Origin of the sequence: Nitrococcus mobilis Nb-231 (assembly GCF_000153205.1) — a bacterium.
Lineage (GTDB): Bacteria > Pseudomonadota > Gammaproteobacteria > Nitrococcales > Nitrococcaceae > Nitrococcus > Nitrococcus mobilis.
On record NZ_CH672427.1, the window covers coordinates 1,457,206 to 1,477,361 of the forward strand.

The 20,156-nt window shown below is 58.9% G+C and carries 18 protein-coding genes, 1 tRNA gene and 2 pseudogenes; 16 read left to right on the top strand and 5 right to left on the bottom strand.

Annotated elements, in window-relative coordinates:
* Positions 1-683: 683 nt before the first annotated feature.
* The 3 genes from NB231_RS06715 to ppsR are packed head-to-tail and all read right to left on the bottom strand — an operon-like array spanning position 684 to position 2,558.
* A complete protein-coding gene (locus NB231_RS06715; RefSeq protein ID WP_005000846.1) occupies positions 684-1,151 on the bottom strand; it encodes an Rrf2 family transcriptional regulator in 468 nt (155 codons plus the stop codon).
* Positions 1,152-1,191: 40 nt separating this feature from the next.
* Positions 1,192-1,695, bottom strand: a complete 504-nt coding sequence (locus NB231_RS06720; RefSeq protein WP_040661992.1) for a DUF1249 domain-containing protein — start codon at positions 1,693-1,695, stop codon at positions 1,192-1,194.
* Between the two features lie 41 nt (positions 1,696-1,736).
* Entirely contained in the window at positions 1,737-2,558 is an 822-nt protein-coding gene (gene ppsR / locus NB231_RS06725) for a posphoenolpyruvate synthetase regulatory kinase/phosphorylase PpsR (protein ID WP_005000852.1), read from the bottom strand.
* A 164-nt stretch (positions 2,559-2,722) separates the two neighbouring features.
* Between ppsR and ppsA the strand changes: the two genes are divergently transcribed.
* The 13 genes and pseudogenes from ppsA (at position 2,723) to NB231_RS16750 (ending at position 16,723) form a co-directional block, all read left to right on the top strand.
* Positions 2,723-5,101, top strand: coding sequence for a phosphoenolpyruvate synthase (gene ppsA, locus NB231_RS06730; RefSeq protein WP_005000854.1), 2,379 nt, complete (start codon positions 2,723-2,725; stop codon positions 5,099-5,101).
* Between the two features lie 146 nt (positions 5,102-5,247).
* Positions 5,248-6,357, top strand: coding sequence for an AI-2E family transporter (locus tag NB231_RS06735; protein WP_005000859.1), 1,110 nt, complete (start codon positions 5,248-5,250; stop codon positions 6,355-6,357).
* Between the two features lie 101 nt (positions 6,358-6,458).
* Positions 6,459-6,626 carry a DUF1328 domain-containing protein gene (locus tag NB231_RS17550; protein WP_005000860.1) on the top strand — a complete coding sequence of 56 codons (168 nt, stop codon included), beginning with the start codon at positions 6,459-6,461 and terminating at the stop codon, positions 6,624-6,626.
* Between the two features lie 170 nt (positions 6,627-6,796).
* Entirely contained in the window at positions 6,797-6,952 is a 156-nt protein-coding gene (locus NB231_RS19505; RefSeq protein ID WP_232210404.1) for a hypothetical protein, read from the top strand.
* A gap of 118 nt (positions 6,953-7,070) precedes the next feature.
* Positions 7,071-8,455: pseudogene (locus tag NB231_RS17555) on the top strand (IS4-like element ISNmo2 family transposase).
* A gap of 224 nt (positions 8,456-8,679) precedes the next feature.
* Complete coding sequence (locus NB231_RS06750) at positions 8,680-9,258, top strand: PRC-barrel domain-containing protein (protein WP_005000865.1); 579 nt, start codon at positions 8,680-8,682, stop codon at positions 9,256-9,258.
* A 478-nt stretch (positions 9,259-9,736) separates the two neighbouring features.
* Complete coding sequence (locus NB231_RS06755) at positions 9,737-10,972, top strand: cation:proton antiporter (RefSeq protein WP_005000869.1); 1,236 nt, start codon at positions 9,737-9,739, stop codon at positions 10,970-10,972.
* 593 nt (positions 10,973-11,565) lie between these two features.
* The gene (locus NB231_RS18435; protein WP_156776929.1) at positions 11,566-11,748 is read left to right on the top strand and encodes a hypothetical protein; all 183 of its coding nucleotides are present in this window, start codon (positions 11,566-11,568) and stop codon (positions 11,746-11,748) included.
* Positions 11,749-12,026: 278 nt separating this feature from the next.
* Entirely contained in the window at positions 12,027-12,224 is a 198-nt protein-coding gene (locus NB231_RS06760) for an integrase core domain-containing protein (RefSeq protein ID WP_005000872.1), read from the top strand.
* 39 nt (positions 12,225-12,263) lie between these two features.
* Entirely contained in the window at positions 12,264-12,449 is a 186-nt protein-coding gene (locus NB231_RS06765) for a hypothetical protein (protein WP_005000875.1), read from the top strand.
* A 98-nt stretch (positions 12,450-12,547) separates the two neighbouring features.
* Positions 12,548-12,930, top strand: a pseudogene (gene tnpA, locus NB231_RS06770) (IS200/IS605 family transposase).
* A gap of 114 nt (positions 12,931-13,044) precedes the next feature.
* Positions 13,045-14,211 carry an FIST signal transduction protein gene (locus NB231_RS06775; RefSeq protein WP_040661996.1) on the top strand — a complete coding sequence of 389 codons (1,167 nt, stop codon included), beginning with the start codon at positions 13,045-13,047 and terminating at the stop codon, positions 14,209-14,211.
* A gap of 16 nt (positions 14,212-14,227) precedes the next feature.
* On the top strand, positions 14,228-16,723 hold the full coding sequence (locus NB231_RS16750; protein WP_005000887.1) for a PAS domain-containing hybrid sensor histidine kinase/response regulator: 2,496 nt from the start codon (positions 14,228-14,230) through the stop codon (positions 16,721-16,723).
* 68 nt (positions 16,724-16,791) lie between these two features.
* Here NB231_RS16750 and NB231_RS06785 read toward each other — a convergent pair.
* Positions 16,792-16,879: transfer RNA gene (locus NB231_RS06785), tRNA-Ser, on the bottom strand.
* Positions 16,880-17,078: 199 nt separating this feature from the next.
* Between NB231_RS06785 and NB231_RS06790 the strand changes: the two genes are divergently transcribed.
* On the top strand, positions 17,079-17,273 hold the full coding sequence (locus tag NB231_RS06790; RefSeq protein WP_005000890.1) for a hypothetical protein: 195 nt from the start codon (positions 17,079-17,081) through the stop codon (positions 17,271-17,273).
* Between the two features lie 102 nt (positions 17,274-17,375).
* Here the strand turns inward: NB231_RS06790 and NB231_RS06795 are convergent, their stop codons facing one another.
* Positions 17,376-18,428, bottom strand: coding sequence for a quinone-dependent dihydroorotate dehydrogenase (locus NB231_RS06795; RefSeq protein ID WP_040661999.1), 1,053 nt, complete (start codon positions 18,426-18,428; stop codon positions 17,376-17,378).
* A 141-nt stretch (positions 18,429-18,569) separates the two neighbouring features.
* Here NB231_RS06795 and NB231_RS18440 point away from each other — a divergent pair, with 141 nt between their 5' ends.
* Together NB231_RS18440 and NB231_RS06800 are read left to right on the top strand one after the other, a co-directional pair.
* Positions 18,570-18,977: a hypothetical protein gene (locus tag NB231_RS18440; RefSeq protein ID WP_156776931.1), complete on the top strand. Its 408-nt coding sequence runs from the start codon at positions 18,570-18,572 to the stop codon at positions 18,975-18,977.
* 304 nt (positions 18,978-19,281) lie between these two features.
* On the top strand, positions 19,282-20,156 hold an 875-nt coding region (locus tag NB231_RS06800; protein WP_050756064.1), incomplete at its 3' end, for a pyridoxal-phosphate-dependent aminotransferase family protein.

The following is a 20,156-nucleotide window of genomic DNA, read 5'->3' on the forward strand; positions in this document are numbered from 1 at the left end:
CGCAAGCGTATGGCAACCTTCCCAACCAGCGGTCTCAGCCACATCACGCCACGGCGCAGCCCTCGGCTGGGTCCCGCGATAGCCCTGTTACCGTAGCTCTTTTACCCCTTACTCCGCGCGGCGCCGGATGGACCGCGCGGACGACTCGGCACCTCGGACGGCCTGCGCCGGCAACCCTTCGCTGCGGTCAAGAGCCGACTCACCGCCACACCTTCGTCTTTTCACACATCGCCATTACCGCGGCTTGGAATGCGGCGCGAGCGATAACTGATACGTACGGCTTTATTCGCCGGAACGCTTTCAGCTTCGGGCACACCGGTATGGGCCACTTCAGGAGAGGGGTGGGAGGGAGTATTACGTGAACGCCTGCGCTTCACGCGTGGCGGCCAGCGCCGGAACTTCTTATTCGCGTCCTCTGTACGCATGACCTTACCTTCGATTGTAGTCGGATTTGCGAATAGATATATAGGAGCGTCTCGGTTCGACGTCCCTATACATTTAATAGGCTAATAGGGCTCCCCCTTCCAGCTTGCAAGGTCTATTGGGAACAGCTCGGCTGGCTGGAATTAACGACGCCCGGCGCGCGGCACCCCGCCGTTACGCGCCCCACGTAGGGACACGGCCGATGCTTTAAGCAGCGCAGCAGCGCTTGCTATGCGCAGTATGGAAAGAGGTGCGCTGGCTCAGCACTCCTGTGGATCAAACAGTACGTCGCTTGTCCGCTGTGCAGTTTCGGTACGAGCCAGAACGCGGATTGAGGATTCGCTGGCTAGGTCCGCCAACGTGATTCCATTCAGGAAGTCATAGATCTGAGCACTAAGCTCACTCCAAAGGTCGTGCGTGAGGCAGTGCGCGCCATTGAGCTTACCCTCATAGCCGCCGAGCGCATCGCCGTTATCGTCCACCGCCACGATGACATCCGCTACCGTAATGACCTGCGCCGGCCTCGCCAGACGGTAACCCCCACCGGGGCCACGAACGCCGGTCACCAACCGAGCGCGACGCAAGCGAGCGAAGAGCTGCTCCAGATAGGACAAAGAAATGCCTTGGCCTTGGGATATATCCGCCAAGATAACCGGCCCGCGATTCTCATGCAGTGCCAAATCCAGCATGGCCGTTACTGCATATCGCCCTTTGGTGGAGAGTTTCATGCTGCTTCTCGACCGAGCCTGAGCACTCAGCGAAAACCGATCAGCCGGCCCAGCGTCGGGCCTGTGGCCGCAGCGCGGGCTGCGCTGCCCAGTCAATTGCAAAGGCGTGCCCCTCACCCAAACAGTAACGCAGCCAGCGGTTGAGAAAACGGTTGACCTCCCAGCGCCAGGCCAAAGCGCCTACGGGCGGGAGCTCGCGGAACGACCAATAGCGAAAGCCGCGCAGCCATGACTCAGGCAAGACTTCGGCCACTCGCGCATCGTGATAGACACGCAGCATAAGATTCGGAGTCACCTCCGGCTCATCGGCGTGGCTGAAGCGATGCGTAAGCCGTAAGCTGGTCGTATAGGCGTGGCGGTCCAGAACTTCCATATGCAAATCCACCGCCCCGGTCACCTTGGAGGTAGCCGCATCCTGCGAGCGATCGAGATCAGGAACCAACCGGCGCAAGTAAATGTAGTTGTTCTCGTACAACTCCATCAACCCGGCGAAGCTACGGGTCGCGCCTAACTGTAACGTGCTTACATGGGTATCGGACATCATAACCGGATCATATCACAGCACCGCCGCTGCACAGGGGAACTCTAGTAGAGCCGCCGCTGCAGCTTGCGCTCGTGCACGAGGGTGCTCGCAATCTCCTCTATCGACATAGTGGTGGTATCGCTCATCGGCACTTTTACCCGCTCCATAAGGCCCTTGGCCCGGCTTACTTCATACTGGCACTGTCGCAACGAGGCATAACGGGTGTTGGGGCGCCGCTCGGAGCGGATTCGAGCCAGTCTTTCAGCTTGAATGGTCAACGCATAGAGCTTACGCCGATGCGCACGCAACGGCGCGGGAAGGCGTCCGCCGAGCAAATCCTCCTCCGTGAGTGGATAGTTTGCTGCGTAAATACCGTACTGCAGTGCCAGGTAGATGCAAGTCGGCGTCTTACCGCAACGCGACACACCAACCAATATGATGTCGGCTTGATCGTAGCGATGGGTGTTGCCGCCGTCGTCATGGTGTAGCGCGTAATTCATGGCATCGATCCGCACGTCGTACAATTTGCTGTTGATCATCCCATGAGAGCGGCCGATGGCATGGCTGGAGCGCACCATAAGTTCCTGCTCCAGTGGACCGATGAACGTTGCGAAAAAATCGAACACCACGGCATCGGCCGTATGCAGCACCGCACGGATCTCGTCGTCGATAATTGTGCTGAAAACGATCGAGCGCGCGCTATTGGCCCGGTTAGTGTCGTTGATTTGCTGGACTACAGCGCAGGCGCGCGCGATGCTGTCGGTAAACGGTAACGTGCGCTGCTCGAAGTCGAGATCAAATTGAGTCAAAAGGCTATGCCCTAAAGTCTCAACCGTGATGCCGGTACGATCGGAGATAAAGAAGACAGCTCGTTTTCCTACCATGCAAGCACATACCATGTCGGCTGAAATTGAAGCGTGGACTGCGGCAAGGGCGAGTTGCATCGTAGCAGACTCGGAACTGGCCATGCGCAAGGTACGGTACGGATTCAGGCGCGAATACTCTGGTGCCAAGTGATCACTCGGCCCTGGCTAGGGAGGCAAGGACATTGCGAGACTACGTGGTTTGGTTTAAGTCCCTGTGTAAAGAAGATATCCCCCAGGTAGGCGGTAAAAATGCCTCTCTCGGTGAGATGATCCGCAAGCTCGACCGGGCTGGCGTGCAGGTACCGGGTGGTTTTGCAACGACAGCCACCGCTTACTGGGACTTTCTGGACGCGACTGGCCTGCGCGAACGGATCAGCGCCGAGCTCTCCGACCTCGATGTCGATGACGTGGTGGCACTCCGGCACAGCGGCGCGGCAATTCGCCGAATGATCATCGAGGCGCCTTTTACGCAAGCCCTCACCGAGGCGATCACCAAGGCGTACCACGCGCTCGAACAGCAAGCTGGCGCCGAGCCTTCTTTCGCCGTTCGATCGTCCGCTACCGCCGAGGACTTGCCCGATGCCTCCTTCGCGGGACAGCAGGAAACCATTCTCAATGTCCGCGGACTGGACAATGTGCTGCGATCGATCAAAGCCGTTTTCGCCTCACTGTACAACGACCGAGCGATTGCCTACCGCGTCCATCACGGTTTCGAGCATGCCCAAGTGGCGTTGTCGGCGGGTGTGCAGCAGATGGTGCGCAGCGATCGGGGTGCATCGGGTGTGATGTTCACGATGGATACAGAGTCAGGCTTCCGCGACGTGGTATTCATCACCTCCGCTTATGGCCTGGGTGAGACAGTCGTCCAGGGCGCAGTCAATCCGGACGAGTTCTACGTATACAAACCGGCGCTGGAAGCCGGGCGAACAGCGATCCTACGGCGCAGCCTGGGCGAGAAAGCAATCAAGATGATCTATAACCCCGCCGGTGAATCCGACAAAACGGTGCAGACCGTCGAGGTGGCACCGGCCGAGCGGCTGCAGTTCTCCCTCACCGATGCCGAGATCGAGCGCTTGGCGCAACAGGCGCTCATCATCGAGCGCCACTATGGCCAGCCAATGGACATCGAGTGGGGCAAGGATGGCGAATCGGGAGAGCTCTACATCCTCCAGGCCCGCCCTGAGACGGTGAAGAGCCGGGATAACGCGCAGGTGCTGGAGCGCTACTATCTCAAGCAACGCGGCCGAATCCTGAACTCCGGGCGCGCCATCGGCCAACGTATTGGCGCGGGTCGCTCCCGAGTCATCGACGACATCAAAAACATGCATCGGGTCCAACCGGGCGATGTACTCATAACCGATATGACCGATCCTGACTGGGAACCCATCATGAAGCGGGCCGCCGCCATCGTCACCAACCGCGGTGGTCGTACCTGCCATGCAGCGATCATCGCCCGCGAGCTCGGCATTCCGGCGGTGGTAGGCACCGGCGATGCGACCGAGACCATTGGTGACGGCCTTGAGGTTACCGTCTCCTGCGCCGAGGGCGACATCGGCAACATCTATGAAGGGCGGCAGGATTTCGAGGTGCGCAAAATCAGCCTCGAGCACATGCCCGAACTGCCCTTCAAAATCATGCTCAACGTAGGTAATCCGGACCGTGCGTTCGATTTCGCTCAGCTACCGAATGCCGGTGTTGGATTGGCTCGGCTGGAGTTCATCATCAACCGAATGATCGGCATCCACCCGCGGGCCCTACTCGAGTTCGACCGTCAGCCCGACGATCTGAAGACTACCATTCGCGGCCAGATCGCCGGTTACTCCGACCCGCTCGCCTTCTATGTGGACAGACTGGCCGAAGGCATTTCGATGCTCGCGGCCGCCTTTGCACCCAAACCGGTAATCGTTCGCACTTCGGATTTCAAAAGCAATGAGTATGCGAATCTGATCGGCGGCACACAATACGAGCCCGACGAGGAGAACCCCATGCTCGGGCTGCGCGGGGCCGCACGCTACATCTCAGCCGAGTTCGCCGAGTGCTTCAAACTCGAATGCCGCGCACTTAGCAAAGTGCGCGACGCGATGGGGCTGACCAACGTCTGGATCATGATCCCTTTCGTACGCACCTTGGATGAAGCCCGCACGGTCATCGAGCTGCTCGCCGCAAACGGCCTCAAGCAAGGCGAACGAGGGCTCAAGCTCATCATGATGTGCGAACTGCCATCCAACGCGCTATTAGCCGAGGAGTTTCTGCAGCTTTTCGACGGCTTTTCCATCGGCTCCAACGACCTCACCCAGCTCACCCTGGGGCTTGACCGCGACTCCGGCCTGGTGGCACATATTTTCGACGAGCGCGACCCGGCGGTCAAAGCCCTGCTGCACCTGGCCATCCAGGCCGCGCGAGACGCCGGCAAATACATCGGCATTTGCGGCCAAGGACCCTCGGACCACCCGGATTTGGCGCGTTGGCTCATGGAGGAAGGCATCGAGAGCGTCTCGCTCAACCCGGACTCCGTGGTGGAAACGTGGTTGTATCTAGCGGGCATGGACTCGCCTGGGTAAAACAACTACGGCTGTCCGCCCTTGCCAGGCAACAGTGAGACTTCGTTTGCCGTCGACAACGGGTCCGGCTGAACAGTCGCCCCACTCTGACTGTCTCACAAGAGTCACACAACTATTGTTGTCACGGCTAAAGGAGTTTGCTGACTATGGCATCGACACCTCAGACCGATCCAGCAAAGCCGGCGGACTCAGTCGAGCAGCCGTGGATCAGCGGGCCCATCAACATCCGTTCGGTGGCACTGACCGGCATTTTCGTGCTGATGGTCATGTATACGCTGTATCTGGCCGCACCGCTGTTCATGCCGCTCACGGTGGCTTTTTTGATCAGCATGATGTTCGCACCGCTTATCCGTGGGCTAAAGAAAATCAAAATCCCGCCACCGATCAGCGCCGCCCTCGTGCTGGCGAGCCTTCTCGCACTTGGCTTCGGGGCTGTATACGGGCTGTCCGTGCCGGCCTCCCAGTGGATCCAGAAGGCGCCGCAGGCGCTGCGTGAGATCGACCACAAATTGTATGGTTTGATGGGGCCAATGGATAAGCTCAAGCGAGCCAAACAAGAGATCGAAGAGGCGGTACCGGGGAACAATGACGATAAAGTCGATAGCATGACATCGATTCGATGGAACCCCATCCAGTGGCTGCTAACCGGCACGTGGGCCGTCGTCTACGGCTTAGGCGTGAGCGTCATCTTGCTGTACTTCCTGCTAGCCTCCGGGGACAGCTTCCTTAGAAAGCTCGTACGCATCTTGCCGCGGTTCGAGGACAAACGCAACGCTGTGGAGACCATTCAGCACATCCAGCGCAGCATCGCCATTTTCCTGGGCACGATCACGCTGATCAACATCTGCCTCGGTGCGGTTGCCGCCGCGGCACTTTACGCGCTCGGTATGCCCAACCCTTTGCTATTCGGCGTCATGGTCGGATTGCTCAATTTCGCACCTTATATCGGGCCGCTCATCAGCAGCATGATATTGCTCGTCGTCGCTCTGCTCAGTCTCGATGATGTTTCTCAAATGCTGCTGGCTCCAGCGTTGGTGCTTGCACTCAACGCTCTGGAAGGGCAGCTGATAACGCCCATTTTGGCTGGGCACCGCTTGAATCTAAGCCCCGTGGTGATATTTTTATCTATCACTCTTTGGGGTTGGATGTGGGGCATCATCGGCATCTTGATCGCGGTGCCTCTAGCCGCAAGCGTAAAAATCGTATGCGACCGGATCGAGCGGCTGCAACCGATAGGGGAGCTCTTGGGGCGCTGACCTCACACCCTCGAAACTCTCGAAAAAAGCTTGCTTTTTTCCACAGCAACGCCTTAAATCAAAACTAAGGGGGGTGGCAATGCATTAACGCAGGAGGTTATATGCTGCGCTGGGCCCTCATATTTCTCGTCGTAGCAATTATCGCCGGTGTACTCGGCTTTAGCGGCATAGCTGGCGCCGCCACCGGAATCGCCCAAATACTTTTCTTCGTTTTCCTCATCCTGCTAGTGATCAGTTTAATTATGGGCGCGATGCGCGGCCGAGGATAACTGCTGTCAGCTACCCGATCGTCACCGTCACTTACCACCCCCTAATATCGCATTGGCGAAGAATTACGCTGCGCCCGGCTTTCAGGCGCAGCTTCAACCCATCGGGCTCCGCTGGTGCAGCCGAGCTTCGCGGTGCGCTCGAGCAGCAGCGCCAGCACCGTCTGCGCCGCATGAGTGTGGATGCGGTGGACCGCCCACTGACGGATCAGGCGAATCAGCGGGCCGCTTTTAAGCGCCCGCCAGACCTCCTCGACCCGCTGGAGTTGCGTGAGTGTCGAGTCCTCGACGTGTTTTTGACGGGTCTCATACTAATACTGCTACCTTAACGACCACAATTGTATATTGATCATGAAGTTGTGTGATTATTAAAGGCTAGGCTCTCGGAGCATTTCGGATAGAATTGATTGTGAGAAAACCCTCCCATCCGATCCCGAGAGCCTAGCCATGAAAAACTCTATTCGCTGCGCCCGCTCATGGCAAATCCAGCGCTTGAAGAGGTCCTTCCTACAAGTGCGCGGACTGCCGTTTTTCGATGTTTTATCCACCCGTGTGTTGAGCCAGTTCGCCGAACGCGCGTGCGGCGGGCGTGATCGGATATTCACCCCCTTGGTGGTATTGAAAGCCTTCCTCTTCCAGGTGCTCAGTCAGGACGGTTCGTGCAAACACGCGGTGGCGCGGGTGCTGTCCGAGCGGCTGCAAAGCGGCCAAAGCGCCAATTCCATCAACACCGGGCCGTATTGCAAAGCCCGCCAACGCCTGCCCCGTGCGCCCTTGGAGAACGCGGTCCGGGAGAGCGGACAGACGCTGCACCAACGCGCGCCTTCAGCCTGGGGTTGGCGTGGCCATCGCGTGGTGCTCGCCGATGGCACTACCGCACTGATGCCCGATACGCTCGATAATCAGCGTGAGTTCCCCCAACAGGGCAACCAACAACCCGGCCTCGGGTTTCCCATCGTGCGCATCGTGGCCCTGATTTCGCTCGGCGCGGGTGCTGTGCTCGATTATGCCCTCGGCCCTTATCAGGCAAGGGCAGCGGAGAGAGCTCTTTGTTCAGCACCCTCCTGCACACCCTGCAGCCGGGCGACCTGCTACTCGCCGACCGCTACTACTGCACCTACGCGATCATGGCGTTGCTGGTCCACCACGGGGTGCAGGGGCTCTTTCAAAAGCATGCCCAGCGAAAGCCGCATTGGCACCGCGGCGAGCGACTCGGCGCCAAGGATCATCTCATTAAATGGGCCAAGCCGCCCCGCAAGCCCGTGTGGATGAGCGCACAAGACTACCTCAAGCTGCCGCCGACGCTGACCATTCGCGAGCTGGCAGTCAACGGCATCGTCTACGTCACCACCCTATCGAACCCCAAACGCTACCCCCGCCGCGCCCTGGCCGAGCACTACCGCTCACGCTGGACGATCGAGTTGGATCTGCGCAGCATCAAAACCGATATGGCCATGGAGCGGCTGCGCTGCAAGAGCCCAGAGCGGGTCAGAAAAGAGATCGCGGCTCATTTGTTGGCCTACAATCTCGTGCGCGCCAACTTGAACCGAGCCGCGCAGTGCTTCGAGAAAATCCCGCGCCAACTCAGCTTCAAATCGGCGCTACAATTGCTCAACAACGCCGCCTCCCAGCTGTTGCTACTGTCTGGAAAGGCACTGCAAGCTTTTGCCACCGCATTGCTGCAGGCGATGGCGTTGTCCCCAATAGGCCGGCAAAAACGCCTGCCACAACCCCGTGCAGTCAAACGACGCCCTAAGCCCTATCCCTTGCTCACCAGGCCCCGCCATGCGGCGTGCCAAGCCATCCGTCGGCCAACGAATTCGTTAAGGTAGCAGTATTAGGGTCTCATACCAGTACATGTAGGTGGCATTTCGCGTCTCGCAAGCCCTGGTGAGCCACCGAACGCCTTGAAATTTCTCGCGTCAGCGCGCAGCCCATGAAAATCCGTACGTGGGAGTGTCAAAATCGGGTTGAAGTCTTAATCGGGAGCCCTCAACACTAAAAATGCCGCATAGGCACATCCGCTTCGGAATGAAAAACTCATAAGGAGTGAAGCATGATTCAGCGCAAATCGCTCAACAAAACTCTGCTCGCCGCATTCATTGCCAGTGGGTTCGTTATCAACAGTAACGCTATGGCTGAGCCCCAGGGACTCTATTCTGCTGATGAGCTCAGTGACGCCGACGTCTTTAGCAAAAGCAATCCGGACAAAAAAATTGGTGAAGTCGAAGACATCCTGCTCGACGATGCAATGCATGTTCGCGCACTAGTAGTCGAAACGGGCGGTCTGCTCGACATGAGTGGCAAGGAATACGTAATCGACGCGGGCAAATTCACCCTCGAAACCCGCAATGGCGATAACCTCGAAGAGTTAGAGTATATCGTCCACGTTGACATGACCAAAGAAGAGATCGAACAACAGCCGGAGTACACCAACGACTGGTGGGTTCAAACCAAAGGCGCGGTCCTCGAAGCTTGGGAGAGTACCAAAAAAGGTGCTGCGAGCGCTTGGGAAAGCACTAAACGAGCCACTTCCAACACTCTAGACAACGTCGGTGATACATTGGATAACACTGGGGATGAAATCGAGCAAACCACCGATCAGGCAAAAGACAAAATGGACGTTGACCAATGAGTGCTGAGCCTGTTCTAAGTTTGGAAAGTGGTTATCTATTATTGCAGGTAATTTTTTGACGAGGTATCCAGCTAAACGTAGCTGCACACATGTAACGCGATGACCTCGGGTGCTAGGGGGATGACGAAGACCTCCCTAGCACCCTCACAGCAAGCTATGGAGCTGGCAGCCCATTACAATCGGGCAAATAAGTTCTATTCTATAAATCGGGCGAGCCATTCAAAGCCGCGGGCATGCGCGATGCTCAGATCGAAGGCCCATTTGCGACGACTTCCTGGCTGATAGCTCCACTGAACTATCATTTGGATACCAGATGATCAGCGCGGCACCACCGGGCTATCCCCCTAAAGCGTTCAACCCCAGTTCTCTTGCCCGTAGCGAAAGCGCGTACTCAGCCAAAGTTGTGTCAGCTTGGCGTGCCGCATAGGCTAACGGCAAAGCGCGTTCAGATGCCAAAGCCACTGCCCGAGAAAACAGCATGAACTTATTCGAGTTGATCGCTCTACTGCTCGGTCTGTCTGCAGCCTTCGCCTACTTCAACGCACGGCTTCTGCACTTACCCACGACCATTGGCGTAATGGCCACCGCACTAGTCTTCTCGCTGGCACTTGTGGTGGCACAGTCACTGGGACTGCCCGGGCTGACCGAATGGGCCGAACAAGCCGTGGCGGCCGTGGATTTCGATCGCACGCTGCTCGATGCCATGCTCGCAATGCTGCTTTTCGCCGGCGCGTTGCACGTGCCGCTGGATGAGCTCGGACGACAGTGGCGCATAATCGGCCTGCTCGCCACCGTGGGCGTATTGGTATGCACCGCGCTGATCGGCACGGCGATTTACATGGTACAAAGGCTGCTCGATCTGGAGCTCTCGTTCATCTACTGTCTGCTCTTCGGAGCGGTGATTGCACCGACCGATCCGGTCGCCGTGCTCGGTATTGTCCAGAAGCTTGGGCTGCCAGGTGCGCTCCAGGCTAAAATCGCCGGGGAGTCTCTCTTCAACGATGGCTTCGCCATAGTAGTCTTCCTCGGTATCGCCGGGATCGCTTCCGGGGAAGCCGACGGGGCTACGGACGTGGCGATTCTCTTCATCGAGGAAGTCTTCGGCGGTGTTGCCCTCGGGTTTGTACTCGGTGCGATAGGATATTGGCTGCTGCGTTCACTCGACGAGTATATTGTCGAGATCCTGATTACCTTGGCCTTGGTGACCGGCGGTTATGCACTCGCATTACGGTTGCACTTCTCCGGACCGCTCGCGATGGTGGTTGCCGGCTTATTGCTCGGCAACCACGGTCGGCGATTTGCCATGTCGGAGACGACCCGCATTCACCTGGATACATTCTGGGAATTAGTCGATAAACTGCTCAACATCATACTTTTTTTACTCATCGGTCTGGAGGTGCTGGTCATCTCGTTCAATCGGCAGTCGGTGATGCTGGGCTTGCTGGCCATTCCGCTGGTATTGCTCGCGCGCTTTCTGGCCGTCGGCGGTGTCGTACATGCGCTCGCTCCTATACGGGATTTCAAGCGCGGTGTCGTCCGGCTCCTTACTTGGGGCGGGCTGCGTGGTGGTATCTCCGTCGCGCTCGCGCTGTCACTCCCGAGCAGCTCCGAACGCGAGGTGATCGTGACCATGACCTACGTCATCGTCGTGTTCTCGGTGCTGATCCAAGGGCTTACCGTGGCGCCACTGATACAGTGGTTGCGGTATAAATGAGGAAGAGGGCTGAAACATCCAACCCGATCGCTCCAACATCTGCTCCGCACGCTCGTGGCTCAAAACCCGGCATCCTCGATGGCCACGCATAGCCCGCCCAGTTCACAGAGATTAGGCATCTTGCCGCACCGCCAAGGAACTGGGTTATAACAACGAATGGCGGGCCAAAAACGACGAAACGGAGAAGCACGGCTGAGCGACGCAAGGGCGCGGCAGCAGAGCCTTTGCGCCGCCTGCCTCTCCCTGACCTCGTGGTAGCCACTAGCTCGCGACCAAACCGAGCCCGTGGGGGCTGCTGTCGACGCTCGCCTATCGCCGTTCTCGGCAGCTGTGGCGCGCAATGGTCCCGCTGGGGGCATTACCGGCTAACGAGGCAATAGCCTGGCAGGCGCTCCCCACGGTGAGCGTGAACGGCATCGCTGCAGTAGGCAGACCGTTGATCTGATCGAGCAGCATGCTGGGCTGCTGGTGTAAAACGTGACAGTCACCAATAGAGGCGCACCATGACCATGACAAGCGCGGAAAAACAGCGGTGATTCCGTCAACGCCACCTGAATGACGGCAAACGCGAGTGGCTGGCGAGGCACCACGGCGTGAGTCAGGGCAACATGGTGGGGTGGCTGATCATGAAGGCCGAGCGGAATACGGTGGCCGAACTCGAGGGTAAGGCCAAGTATTATGGCGGCGCCGCGTACGGCCGAGGTCCAGGTTACCGAGTAACCGCAGCCGGGCTTGGCGGCATCTTACCGTCGAGCACTACGGCCGCGGCTTGTTAACGCTGCGGAGGAAGCACGGGGCGCTACCTGCCGCGCCGGCTGCATAGTGGTGCGGCTGGCAGAGAACGAGACGGCAGCAGCGGTTACACCCGCACCATCGCAGCGCTGCGGCAAGCCGCAAGTGCAAGAGACGGTCAAGCAGAAATTGGTCCGTCTGCTCCCCTAATTTCTCCACCTGTAGACAACCTACCATCGCCAGAGCGGCCTAACCGCGGGGAGAAAGACCAGCATCACCACAGAGCAACATCCGTAGGTGGGGCAGGAATATTGTCCGCAGGGTGGGTCAATTCTTCCTGTCCGTTGACACTGGCCGCTCTTTCCGCCGCCACATCGACGGCGAATACGCGCATGTGCGGATCCAGTACCGGACGCCGACGCAGCTCGGGCTGCTCGAGCGCTTCCATCAGACGCTGAAGACGGCGGAAGTGTACTGGAAGCTGTATGCCTCGCCGGCGGAGGCGAGGAAATCGTTGTAAGTATATCGGCACCGATATAACGAGGTCCGGCCGCACTGGGTGCTGATTTCGCCGGAGGGCGGCGATCCTGCCACGCTGGCCGACGTCTACGTTAATGGCAAAGCCGTGCAGGTGCCGAAGTGGCAAGGCTGGGCGAAGGCGGCACGAAAGAAGCTCGCAGAGTTGACGGAGAACCTGCACTTCCCGTTGCCAAACGAGCCTCTGGAGCCGACGCTTTTATGCTAATGAGCACTCACACAAAACGCCTTTGGGCCTGTCTTGTTGAAATCGGGGCCAAGACATGGACGAGCCAGTCCCACGTGAGATGCTAGTGCAAATACCATGTGGTGTTTGTGCCGGAATACCGTAGGAAGGCGCTCTACGGGAGTCTGCACCGGGAGATTGGACGGGTGTTCCGGGAGCTCTGCGAGCGGCAAGGAGTGGAGCTGATCGAGGGCCGTGCGATGGTGGATCACATTCATCCGTCTCTGAGCATTTCGCTGGAGTACAATGTGGCGAACACGGTGGGATTTTTGAAGGGCAAATCCGCGATTCGGATCCACCGCATGTATCTGGGGCGGCGAAAGGGTTCACGGAAATGCACTTTTAGGCGCGCGGCTATTGTGTAAGCACGGTGGGACTGGACGAGCAGGTGATCAGGGGATACACCCGCAACCATGAAGCCGAGGAGAAGCGGCAAGAGGAGCTGCGGCTGGAGGGCCTTTAGGCCCTTTCATTGGAGCACACGCCCCCTCTGGGGGCCTTCATCAAACCACCTGCTTTGCGGGTGGTATCTGATTCGATCAAGCGGAACGCGCAACGCCGAAAGGATCGGATGAACATGACTTATTCCTATGTTGCCCATACGGAATTACACCACGCCGAAGACGCGGGGGCGTTTCTCGGCTCCCAGATTTCAACGGCCTTCAACGGGGAGCCGCCCGACGCCCTCCTCCTGTTCGCTTCCTCGAAATACGAATACCCGAAGTTGCTGCAAACCATCGAGTCGGCCTGTCGCCCGAAGATCCTGATCGGGTGCTCGTCGGCGGGCGAGTTCGCCACCGGCACTCACTGCGAAGGATCGGCGTCCGCAGTGGCGGTGAGGTCCTCCGAGACGCGGTTCGCAGCCGGTCTGGGCCGGGGGCTGCGTGCCAACCCCATCGCCGCGGCGAAGGCCGTGGTATCCTCCTTTCATGGTCCGTCGTCGCCTGAGTATCGGTACCGTTCCGCGCTGGTTTTGATTGACGCGCTGGCAGGCTACGCCGAGGATCTGGTCTGGCAGCTGATCTTGGCAACGGGTGGAACGTACCGGTTTTTCGGAGGCGGCGCTGGGGATGACGGGCAATTCCGGCAGACCCATGTTTTTTATGGTACCGAAGCGGTTTCGGATGCGGTGGTCGCCTTAGAGATTTTGTCAAACAAGCCCTTGGGCATCGGTCTTGGCCACGGGTGGCAACCAGCCGGGCCTCCCCTGCGGGTTACCGAGGCCGCGGGCCTGCGGCTGGTTGGTCTGAATGCCATGCGGGCCGTGGAGGTGTTCCAGGAGCATGCGGTGGCCACAGGGCAGGTGTTCGATGCCGTCGACCCGCTGCCGTTCTTTCTGCACAACGTCCTCGGCATCGACACCGGGAAGGGCTACAAGCTCCGCGTCCCGTTGGCGGTAAACCCGGATGGTTCGATTTCCTGCGCGGCGGAGATTCCGACCGGAGCTATAGTGTGCATTATGGGCACGGGGAGCGCATCCGCGGCACAGGCGGCGGCCGCGGCGACCGAGGACGCGCTCAGGCAGCTCCAAGGCGAACGGCCGGGGATGGCCCTCTTTTTCGATTGTGCCGCCACGCGGCTCAGGATGGGAAAAGAGTTCGGTATCGAGCTCCACGCCGTGCAGACGGCGCTGGGAGAGGCTGGCTACGCCGGCTGCAATACCTACGGCCAGATTGCTCGTACAGAGACCCAGTTTAGCGGTTTCCACAATTGTACCGCCGTCGTGTGCGTCATTCCGGAATGAGGAACACAGTGCCCTGATGTTGTCCTTGTTAGCGGAGATGGCAAACGTCGCCCGCCGACCGAGTTCGGCGAAGAGTCTGGCGAAATGTCTCGGCGTGCATGATCTCGTTGTGTTTATCAAAGATCCGGAAATCGGCGTTCTGCTTCCGGCTCCGGGTTTCCCGCAAACACTTCCGGAGGGCCGTGTCTGGCGGGAGTTTCTTACAGAGTCTGTTGCGGCCGGCGTTCACGCCGCGGAGCTTCCGTTTCCCGACCCACAGACCAGACAAGAGGCCGTGGGCGTCGCCACGGACGAAGAAACGGTGTTGGTGCTCATCGGTGGGAAGCCTTGTCCGGAGGCCGTTGTCGAAGTGCGCCTGCTCCTTCCGCTACTGGGTGCGGCCCTTCAGGGTCAGGGGGCTGTCTTAGTAGCGGCGGGACACTCGAGAGCGGCACGCAGAGCGGCCGCCGAAGCCGAAGCGCTGGCCGGGGCGCTCGACGCCACTCGGCGTGAACTCCAGCAGGCGCTCCACGCTGTCGATCAAGAGCTCACCCAGCGTAAGCTAGCGGAGCAGGCGCTTCAGGAAGAGCGGGATTTGCTCACTGTGACGCTCACCAGCATCGGCGATGCCGTCATCACGACGGACACCGAAGGCCGCATCACCAGCCTGAACGCCATGGCCGAGTCCCTGACGGGCTGGGCGAGCGCTGAGGCAGCGGGCCGGCCCCTCGACGCTGTATTTCGCATCGTGAACGAGCAGACACGCCGGACGGTCGATAACCCGGCGACGAGGACGCTGCGGGAGGGCGTCATCGTCGGGCTGGCGAACCATACCGTCCTCGTCAGAAAGGACGGCACAGAGCGGCCTATTGACGACAGCGCCGCCCCGATCAGGGATGACCAAGGCCAAGTTCTTGGCTGCGTGCTGGTGTTCCGAGATATCACCGAGCGCCGGAAAGCGGAAGCGGCCCTGCAGGAGAACGAACGGCGATTCCGAACGCTGGTCGAGCAGGTCAAAGACTACGCCATCTTCATGACCGACGCCGAGGGCCGGGCGACGAGTTGGAACGAGGGCGTCAGACGGGTGCTGGGCTTTGAGGAAGCCGATTTTCTCGGCCAAGACATCGTGCCGACCATCTTCACGCCCGAAGACGTTGAGAGCGGCGTGCCGCTGCGGGAACTGGAACAGGCCGCGGCGACCGGCAAGGCCGGCAGTGACCGATGGATGCGGCGAAAGGACGGCAGCCGGTTCTTCGCCACGGGGACCACCGCGGCCCTGCACGATAAGGCGGGAAAGCTGGTCAATTTTATGAAGGTCATGCGGGACCAGACGGAGCAGAAACGGCTGGAGGACGAACTGCGAAAGACCGCTGCCGACTTGTCCGAGGCCAACCGCCGCAAGTCAGAGTTCCTGGCGACGTTGGGTCACGAACTCCGCAACCCGCTCGCCCCCATCCGAATGGGTCTGGAGCTCATGAAGATGGCGGCGGATAGTCCGGCGAAGATGGAAGAAATCCGTGGCATGATGGAGCGGCAGGTCCTGCAGATGGTGCGGCTCATTGATGACCTTTTGGACGTATCCCGCATTACGCGGGGCAAGCTGCAACTGCGGATCTGCCGGGTGGCGGTGGCCAACGTGGTGCAGAATGCCGTGGAAATGGCCCGCCCATTCATTGACGAGGCAGACCACCAACTGACGGTTGCGGTGCCTCCGCAGCCGATCCATTTGGACGCCGACCCGAACCGCCTGGCTCAGGTGTTCTCGAACCTGCTCAATAACTCCGCCAAGTACACACCCGAAGGAGGGCATATCTGGCTCTCCGCCGAGCGGCAGGGAAGCGACGTCGTGGTGACGATTAGGGACAATGGCATCGGCATCCCCGCCGACATGCAGACCAGCATCTTCGAGATGTTTACTCAGGTCGACCGTCCGTTGGAACAGGGCTACACGGGTCTCGGCATCGGCCTGACGCTGGTGAAGCAACTGGTCGAGATGCACGGCGGCCGGATTGACGCCCGCAGCGAGGGCTCGGGTCGGGGAAGCGCGTTCGAGGTGCGGCTGCCGCTGAAGGGTCGAGAGCTAAGAGTCCAGAGTCCAGAAACGGAAGCGCTTCTGGCTCTGGACTCTGGACTTTGGACTTCTTCCAAGCTCCGCGTTCTGGTGGTAGACGACAACAAGGATGCGGCGGAAATGCTGGGCATGGTCGTCAAGGCGCTCGGCAACGAGGTCCGCACCGCCTACGGCGGCCCGCAGGGCGTTGAAGCAGCGGAAGTGTTCCGCCCCGACGTGGTGCTGATGGACCTTAGAATGCCGGAAATGAGCGGCTATGAGGCCGCACGACATATCCGAGAACAGGCTTGGGGCAAGGATATGACGCTCGTGGCCCTGACGGGCTGGGGGCAGGACGAGGACAAGCAGCAGACGAAAGAAGCCGGATTCAATCACCACTTCGTCAAGCCCGCCGAGCCCGCGGCCTTGCAGAAGTTGTTCGCTGAGCTTCAATTGAACTCCTCGACCCGTGGTATCTGGTAATCCATTGTTCCATCTTTAAGCGAGACTCGGCGTCTATGCTGGGGCATATGTCGACTGTCCTGTCGAATTGGCGGAGAGGAAGGGATTCGAACCCTTGGAGCCCGTGGGCTCGCCCGATTTCAAGTCGGGTGCTTTCGTCCACTCAGCCACCTCTCCGAAGCAACCCGCTGCAAACCGCAGATCTGATGCCGGGGTAACGGACGTTTATCATCTAGCAGTCGTTCATTGTCTTTAGCTACCCAAGGAATTACAAGGCACTGATTGAAACGCGGGCGGGCCCTCAACCGTGCTCAGTTGACCAAAACACCCTAAGCGCGCTGCGCGGAGGCGCTTTTAAAACGATAAAGGAGCCGAGATGGAGAATAATATCCCACGGGCCGATTGGCAGCAGCATGACGCCGATGATCGCTATTGCAGACGTTGCACCAGCGGATTTCCGCAACCCTGCCCGTGCGGAAGCCAGATTCACGGTGAGCTACTGAACATTCCCGGCAACGGTTTCATCCAGCTCTCTCGCTGCGAGCGCTGCGAGGCGCTGAAGGACACCTGAAAAGCCGAGCGAACAGCGGATTGCGTCAACTAAATGAGGCATTCGAGATGGCTTGTCTTACCCACTCGCTGGCTCAAGGACGCCCAGCCTATTGGTTTACCGCTAGATCTCTTCTGCCAGTGATGCTTGATCGGCGCATTGTTCGGCCAGCGCTTGCACAATCTCCCAAATGAGCTCCGGGCCGCGGTAAACAAGCCCTGTGTAGATCTGCACCAGATCGGCCCCGGCTTTCATCTTCTGCACCGCATCCGCACCATAAACGATGCCGCCCACCCCGATCAGGGGTATGCGATCCTCGAGCACGGCATGCAAGCGCTGCAAAACCCGGGTTGAGCGCTCGAGCAAAGGCGCCCCGCTCAAGCCGCCACCCTCGGTCATATAACGCAGCCCCTCGACACCCTCACGCGACAAAGTCGAGTTGGTGGCCGCAACACCATCCACTGCGTGCTCTTGCAGCTGTTGTGCAAGGACATCGATCGCCTCATTATCGAGATCCGGCGCTACCTTGATTACTAAGGGAACGTAACGGCCATTGAGCACCGACAAATGGCGCTGCTCCGCTTTCAGGGTAGAAAGCAACTCGTCAAGCAATAGACCGTGTTGCAGCGTCCGCAGTCGGGGTGTATTCGGCGAGGAGATGTTGACAACCACGTAGCTCGCGTAAGCATAGACCTTGCGCAACGCAATGACATAGTCATCGACAGCTCGCTCCACAGGAGTGTCGGTGTTCTTACCGATGTTGATCCCCAACACGCCACGATAGCCGGATCGCCGCACCTGGCGGACAAGGTGATCGACGCCTTTGTTATTGAAACCTAACCGGTTGATAAGTGCTTGGCGCTGCGGGATGCGGAATACCCGAGGCGGAGTGTTACCCGGCTGCGGCCGAGGAGTCACCGTGCCGACCTCGATAAATCCAAATCCTAACCGGCTCAGCGCCGTGATGTAGTCGGCGTTCTTGTCCATACCGGCGGCAAGGCCGACCGGATTAGGAAACTCAATCCCCATGACCTTGCAGGGCAGCGCCGGCGTCCCACGCGCACCTACCAAACAACCCAATCCGAGTGGCGCGGTTGCCGAAAGCAACCGCAGGGTGGTGCTGTGAGCCCGCTCCGGCTCCATAAGAAACAATAAATCGCGAATAATCCCGTACACCGAATCTCCGCATCTGTCTACTTGATCACAATTGATCATCGCCCAAGGTGCGGACCCTGTCCAGACCGCATGTCTAAAATATGATCGAATGTCCAAACCTTGTCTGTGCGCGAGTTCTAAGTCTATGGATGAAATAACCTATTGAACAACCGTGCACCGACAGCATGTATTGAACTGAAAATGGCTGCACAACCCTTCTGTAAAGTGACGCACTGCATCGAGCTTGGCACAGCCCAGCCGAGACAAGCGGTTACTGTTATAGACCAGTCATTCTGGAAACAAAACCTTATAAATTATGATATTATCGAAAATAATGGTAAGTTCTCAATAACCCCGGGCAAAGAAGCGCAGAATGGGGCGATGGTAACGGCTGGCGCTATCGTCACTGTGGCCCGCAGCCCGCGCCTGAACCCACCCCCGCTCCTTTCGGCGCAGCCTGTGTGCGGTGGAACTCAGCGACTGAGCGTCGCTGTGCCCGGGGTTATTGAGAACTTACAAATAATGGCGCTGAGGGGGGCTGCGCATTTAATTAATAATACTGATAAATGAATAAGGCACGGACCATCATCTGCCCAACGGTAATATCACCATTGTATTTAATGACGTGGTGCAACCCGAGCAAATCCATGCTTCCTATCGCCCTCGTTTAGGCATGCTCGAACCACGTCCGCAGCAGATTGTATGCTGCCGACACTGACCCGGCGCATCGCACAACCTACCCCAAAGCAGAGCTAACCCAAGCTACAAATTCTCGGTGCTGACTGCTTGAGAACTTCAGTATGCTAGAGCCCAATCATACTGGCAGCCACTAACGGCAATCTAAGTCACATTACCCCATTGAAAAGAGGAACCCATGGCCTATTCAATCCCTGCTCCAATCAATACCCCCCAGCGGATCCTGCTGGGTCCGGGCCCGAGCGACACGCCCCCACGTGTGTTGGCGGCGCTCGCAAAACCCACGATTGGGCACCTAGATCCTTATTTCCTACAGGTAATGGACGAGCTGCAATCGATGCTCCGCGAGCTCTTTCAAACCACCAACGAGCTGACGCTCGCGGTAAGCGGTACGGGGAGTTCGGGCATGGAAGCATGCGTCGTCAATCTGATCGAACCCGGCGACCGGATGCTCGTTTGTGTCAACGGCGTGTTCGGTGGCCGCATGAGCGATGTTGCCACCCGCGCCGGCGCGCAGGTGACTACCCTCGAACGGGGTTTTGGCGAAATCTTCTCGCCCGAGGAAATCGCCGAGGCGCTGCAACGCGTACAACCAAAAGTCGTAGGCATCGTACACGCCGAAACGTCAACCGGAGCCTGGCAGCCCTTAGAGGAGATAGCCAAAGTCGTCCACGCCAGCGATGCACTCTTGTTGGTGGATTGCGTCACCTCGCTCGCTGGTGCGCCGGTTGAGGTCGATCGCTGGGGGCTGGATGCTGTGTACAGCGGAACACAGAAATGCTTGAGTTGTCCTCCAGGGCTGGCGCCGGTCACATTCAGCCCACGGGCGATCGAAATCATCGAGCGACGCCAGTCGAAAATTGCCAGCTGGTATCTGGACATGTCGATGGTCCGCGACTATTGGGGCGACTCGCGCGCCTATCATCATACGGCTCCGATCAACCAGAACTACGGCTTGCACGAGGCGCTGCGCCTGGTGTTGGAAGAGGGCCTAGAAAATCGGTTCGCTCGCCACATGCGTAACCACCGGGCGCTCAAAGCTGGCTACAGGCA

Bases quoted from the DNA above. Each gene is read 5' to 3' on its own strand.
- NB231_RS06720 (WP_040661992.1), bottom strand. From the start codon at position 1,695: ATGATGTCCGATACCCATGTAAGCACGTTACAGTTAGGCGCGACCCGT.
- NB231_RS06790 (WP_005000890.1), top strand. From the start codon at position 17,079: ATGGAGAATAATATCCCACGGGCCGATTGGCAGCAGCATGACGCCGAT.
- ppsR (WP_005000852.1), bottom strand. From the start codon at position 2,558: ATGGTAGGAAAACGAGCTGTCTTCTTTATCTCCGATCGTACCGGCATC.
- NB231_RS06715 (WP_005000846.1), bottom strand. From the start codon at position 1,151: ATGAAACTCTCCACCAAAGGGCGATATGCAGTAACGGCCATGCTGGAT.
- NB231_RS17550 (WP_005000860.1), top strand. From the start codon at position 6,459: ATGCTGCGCTGGGCCCTCATATTTCTCGTCGTAGCAATTATCGCCGGT.
- NB231_RS06775 (WP_040661996.1), top strand. From the start codon at position 13,045: ATGACTTATTCCTATGTTGCCCATACGGAATTACACCACGCCGAAGAC.
- NB231_RS06735 (WP_005000859.1), top strand. From the start codon at position 5,248: ATGGCATCGACACCTCAGACCGATCCAGCAAAGCCGGCGGACTCAGTC.
- NB231_RS06750 (WP_005000865.1), top strand. From the start codon at position 8,680: ATGATTCAGCGCAAATCGCTCAACAAAACTCTGCTCGCCGCATTCATT.
- NB231_RS19505 (WP_232210404.1), top strand. From the start codon at position 6,797: ATGAGTGTGGATGCGGTGGACCGCCCACTGACGGATCAGGCGAATCAG.
- NB231_RS06755 (WP_005000869.1), top strand. From the start codon at position 9,737: ATGAACTTATTCGAGTTGATCGCTCTACTGCTCGGTCTGTCTGCAGCC.
- NB231_RS16750 (WP_005000887.1), top strand. From the start codon at position 14,228: ATGTTGTCCTTGTTAGCGGAGATGGCAAACGTCGCCCGCCGACCGAGT.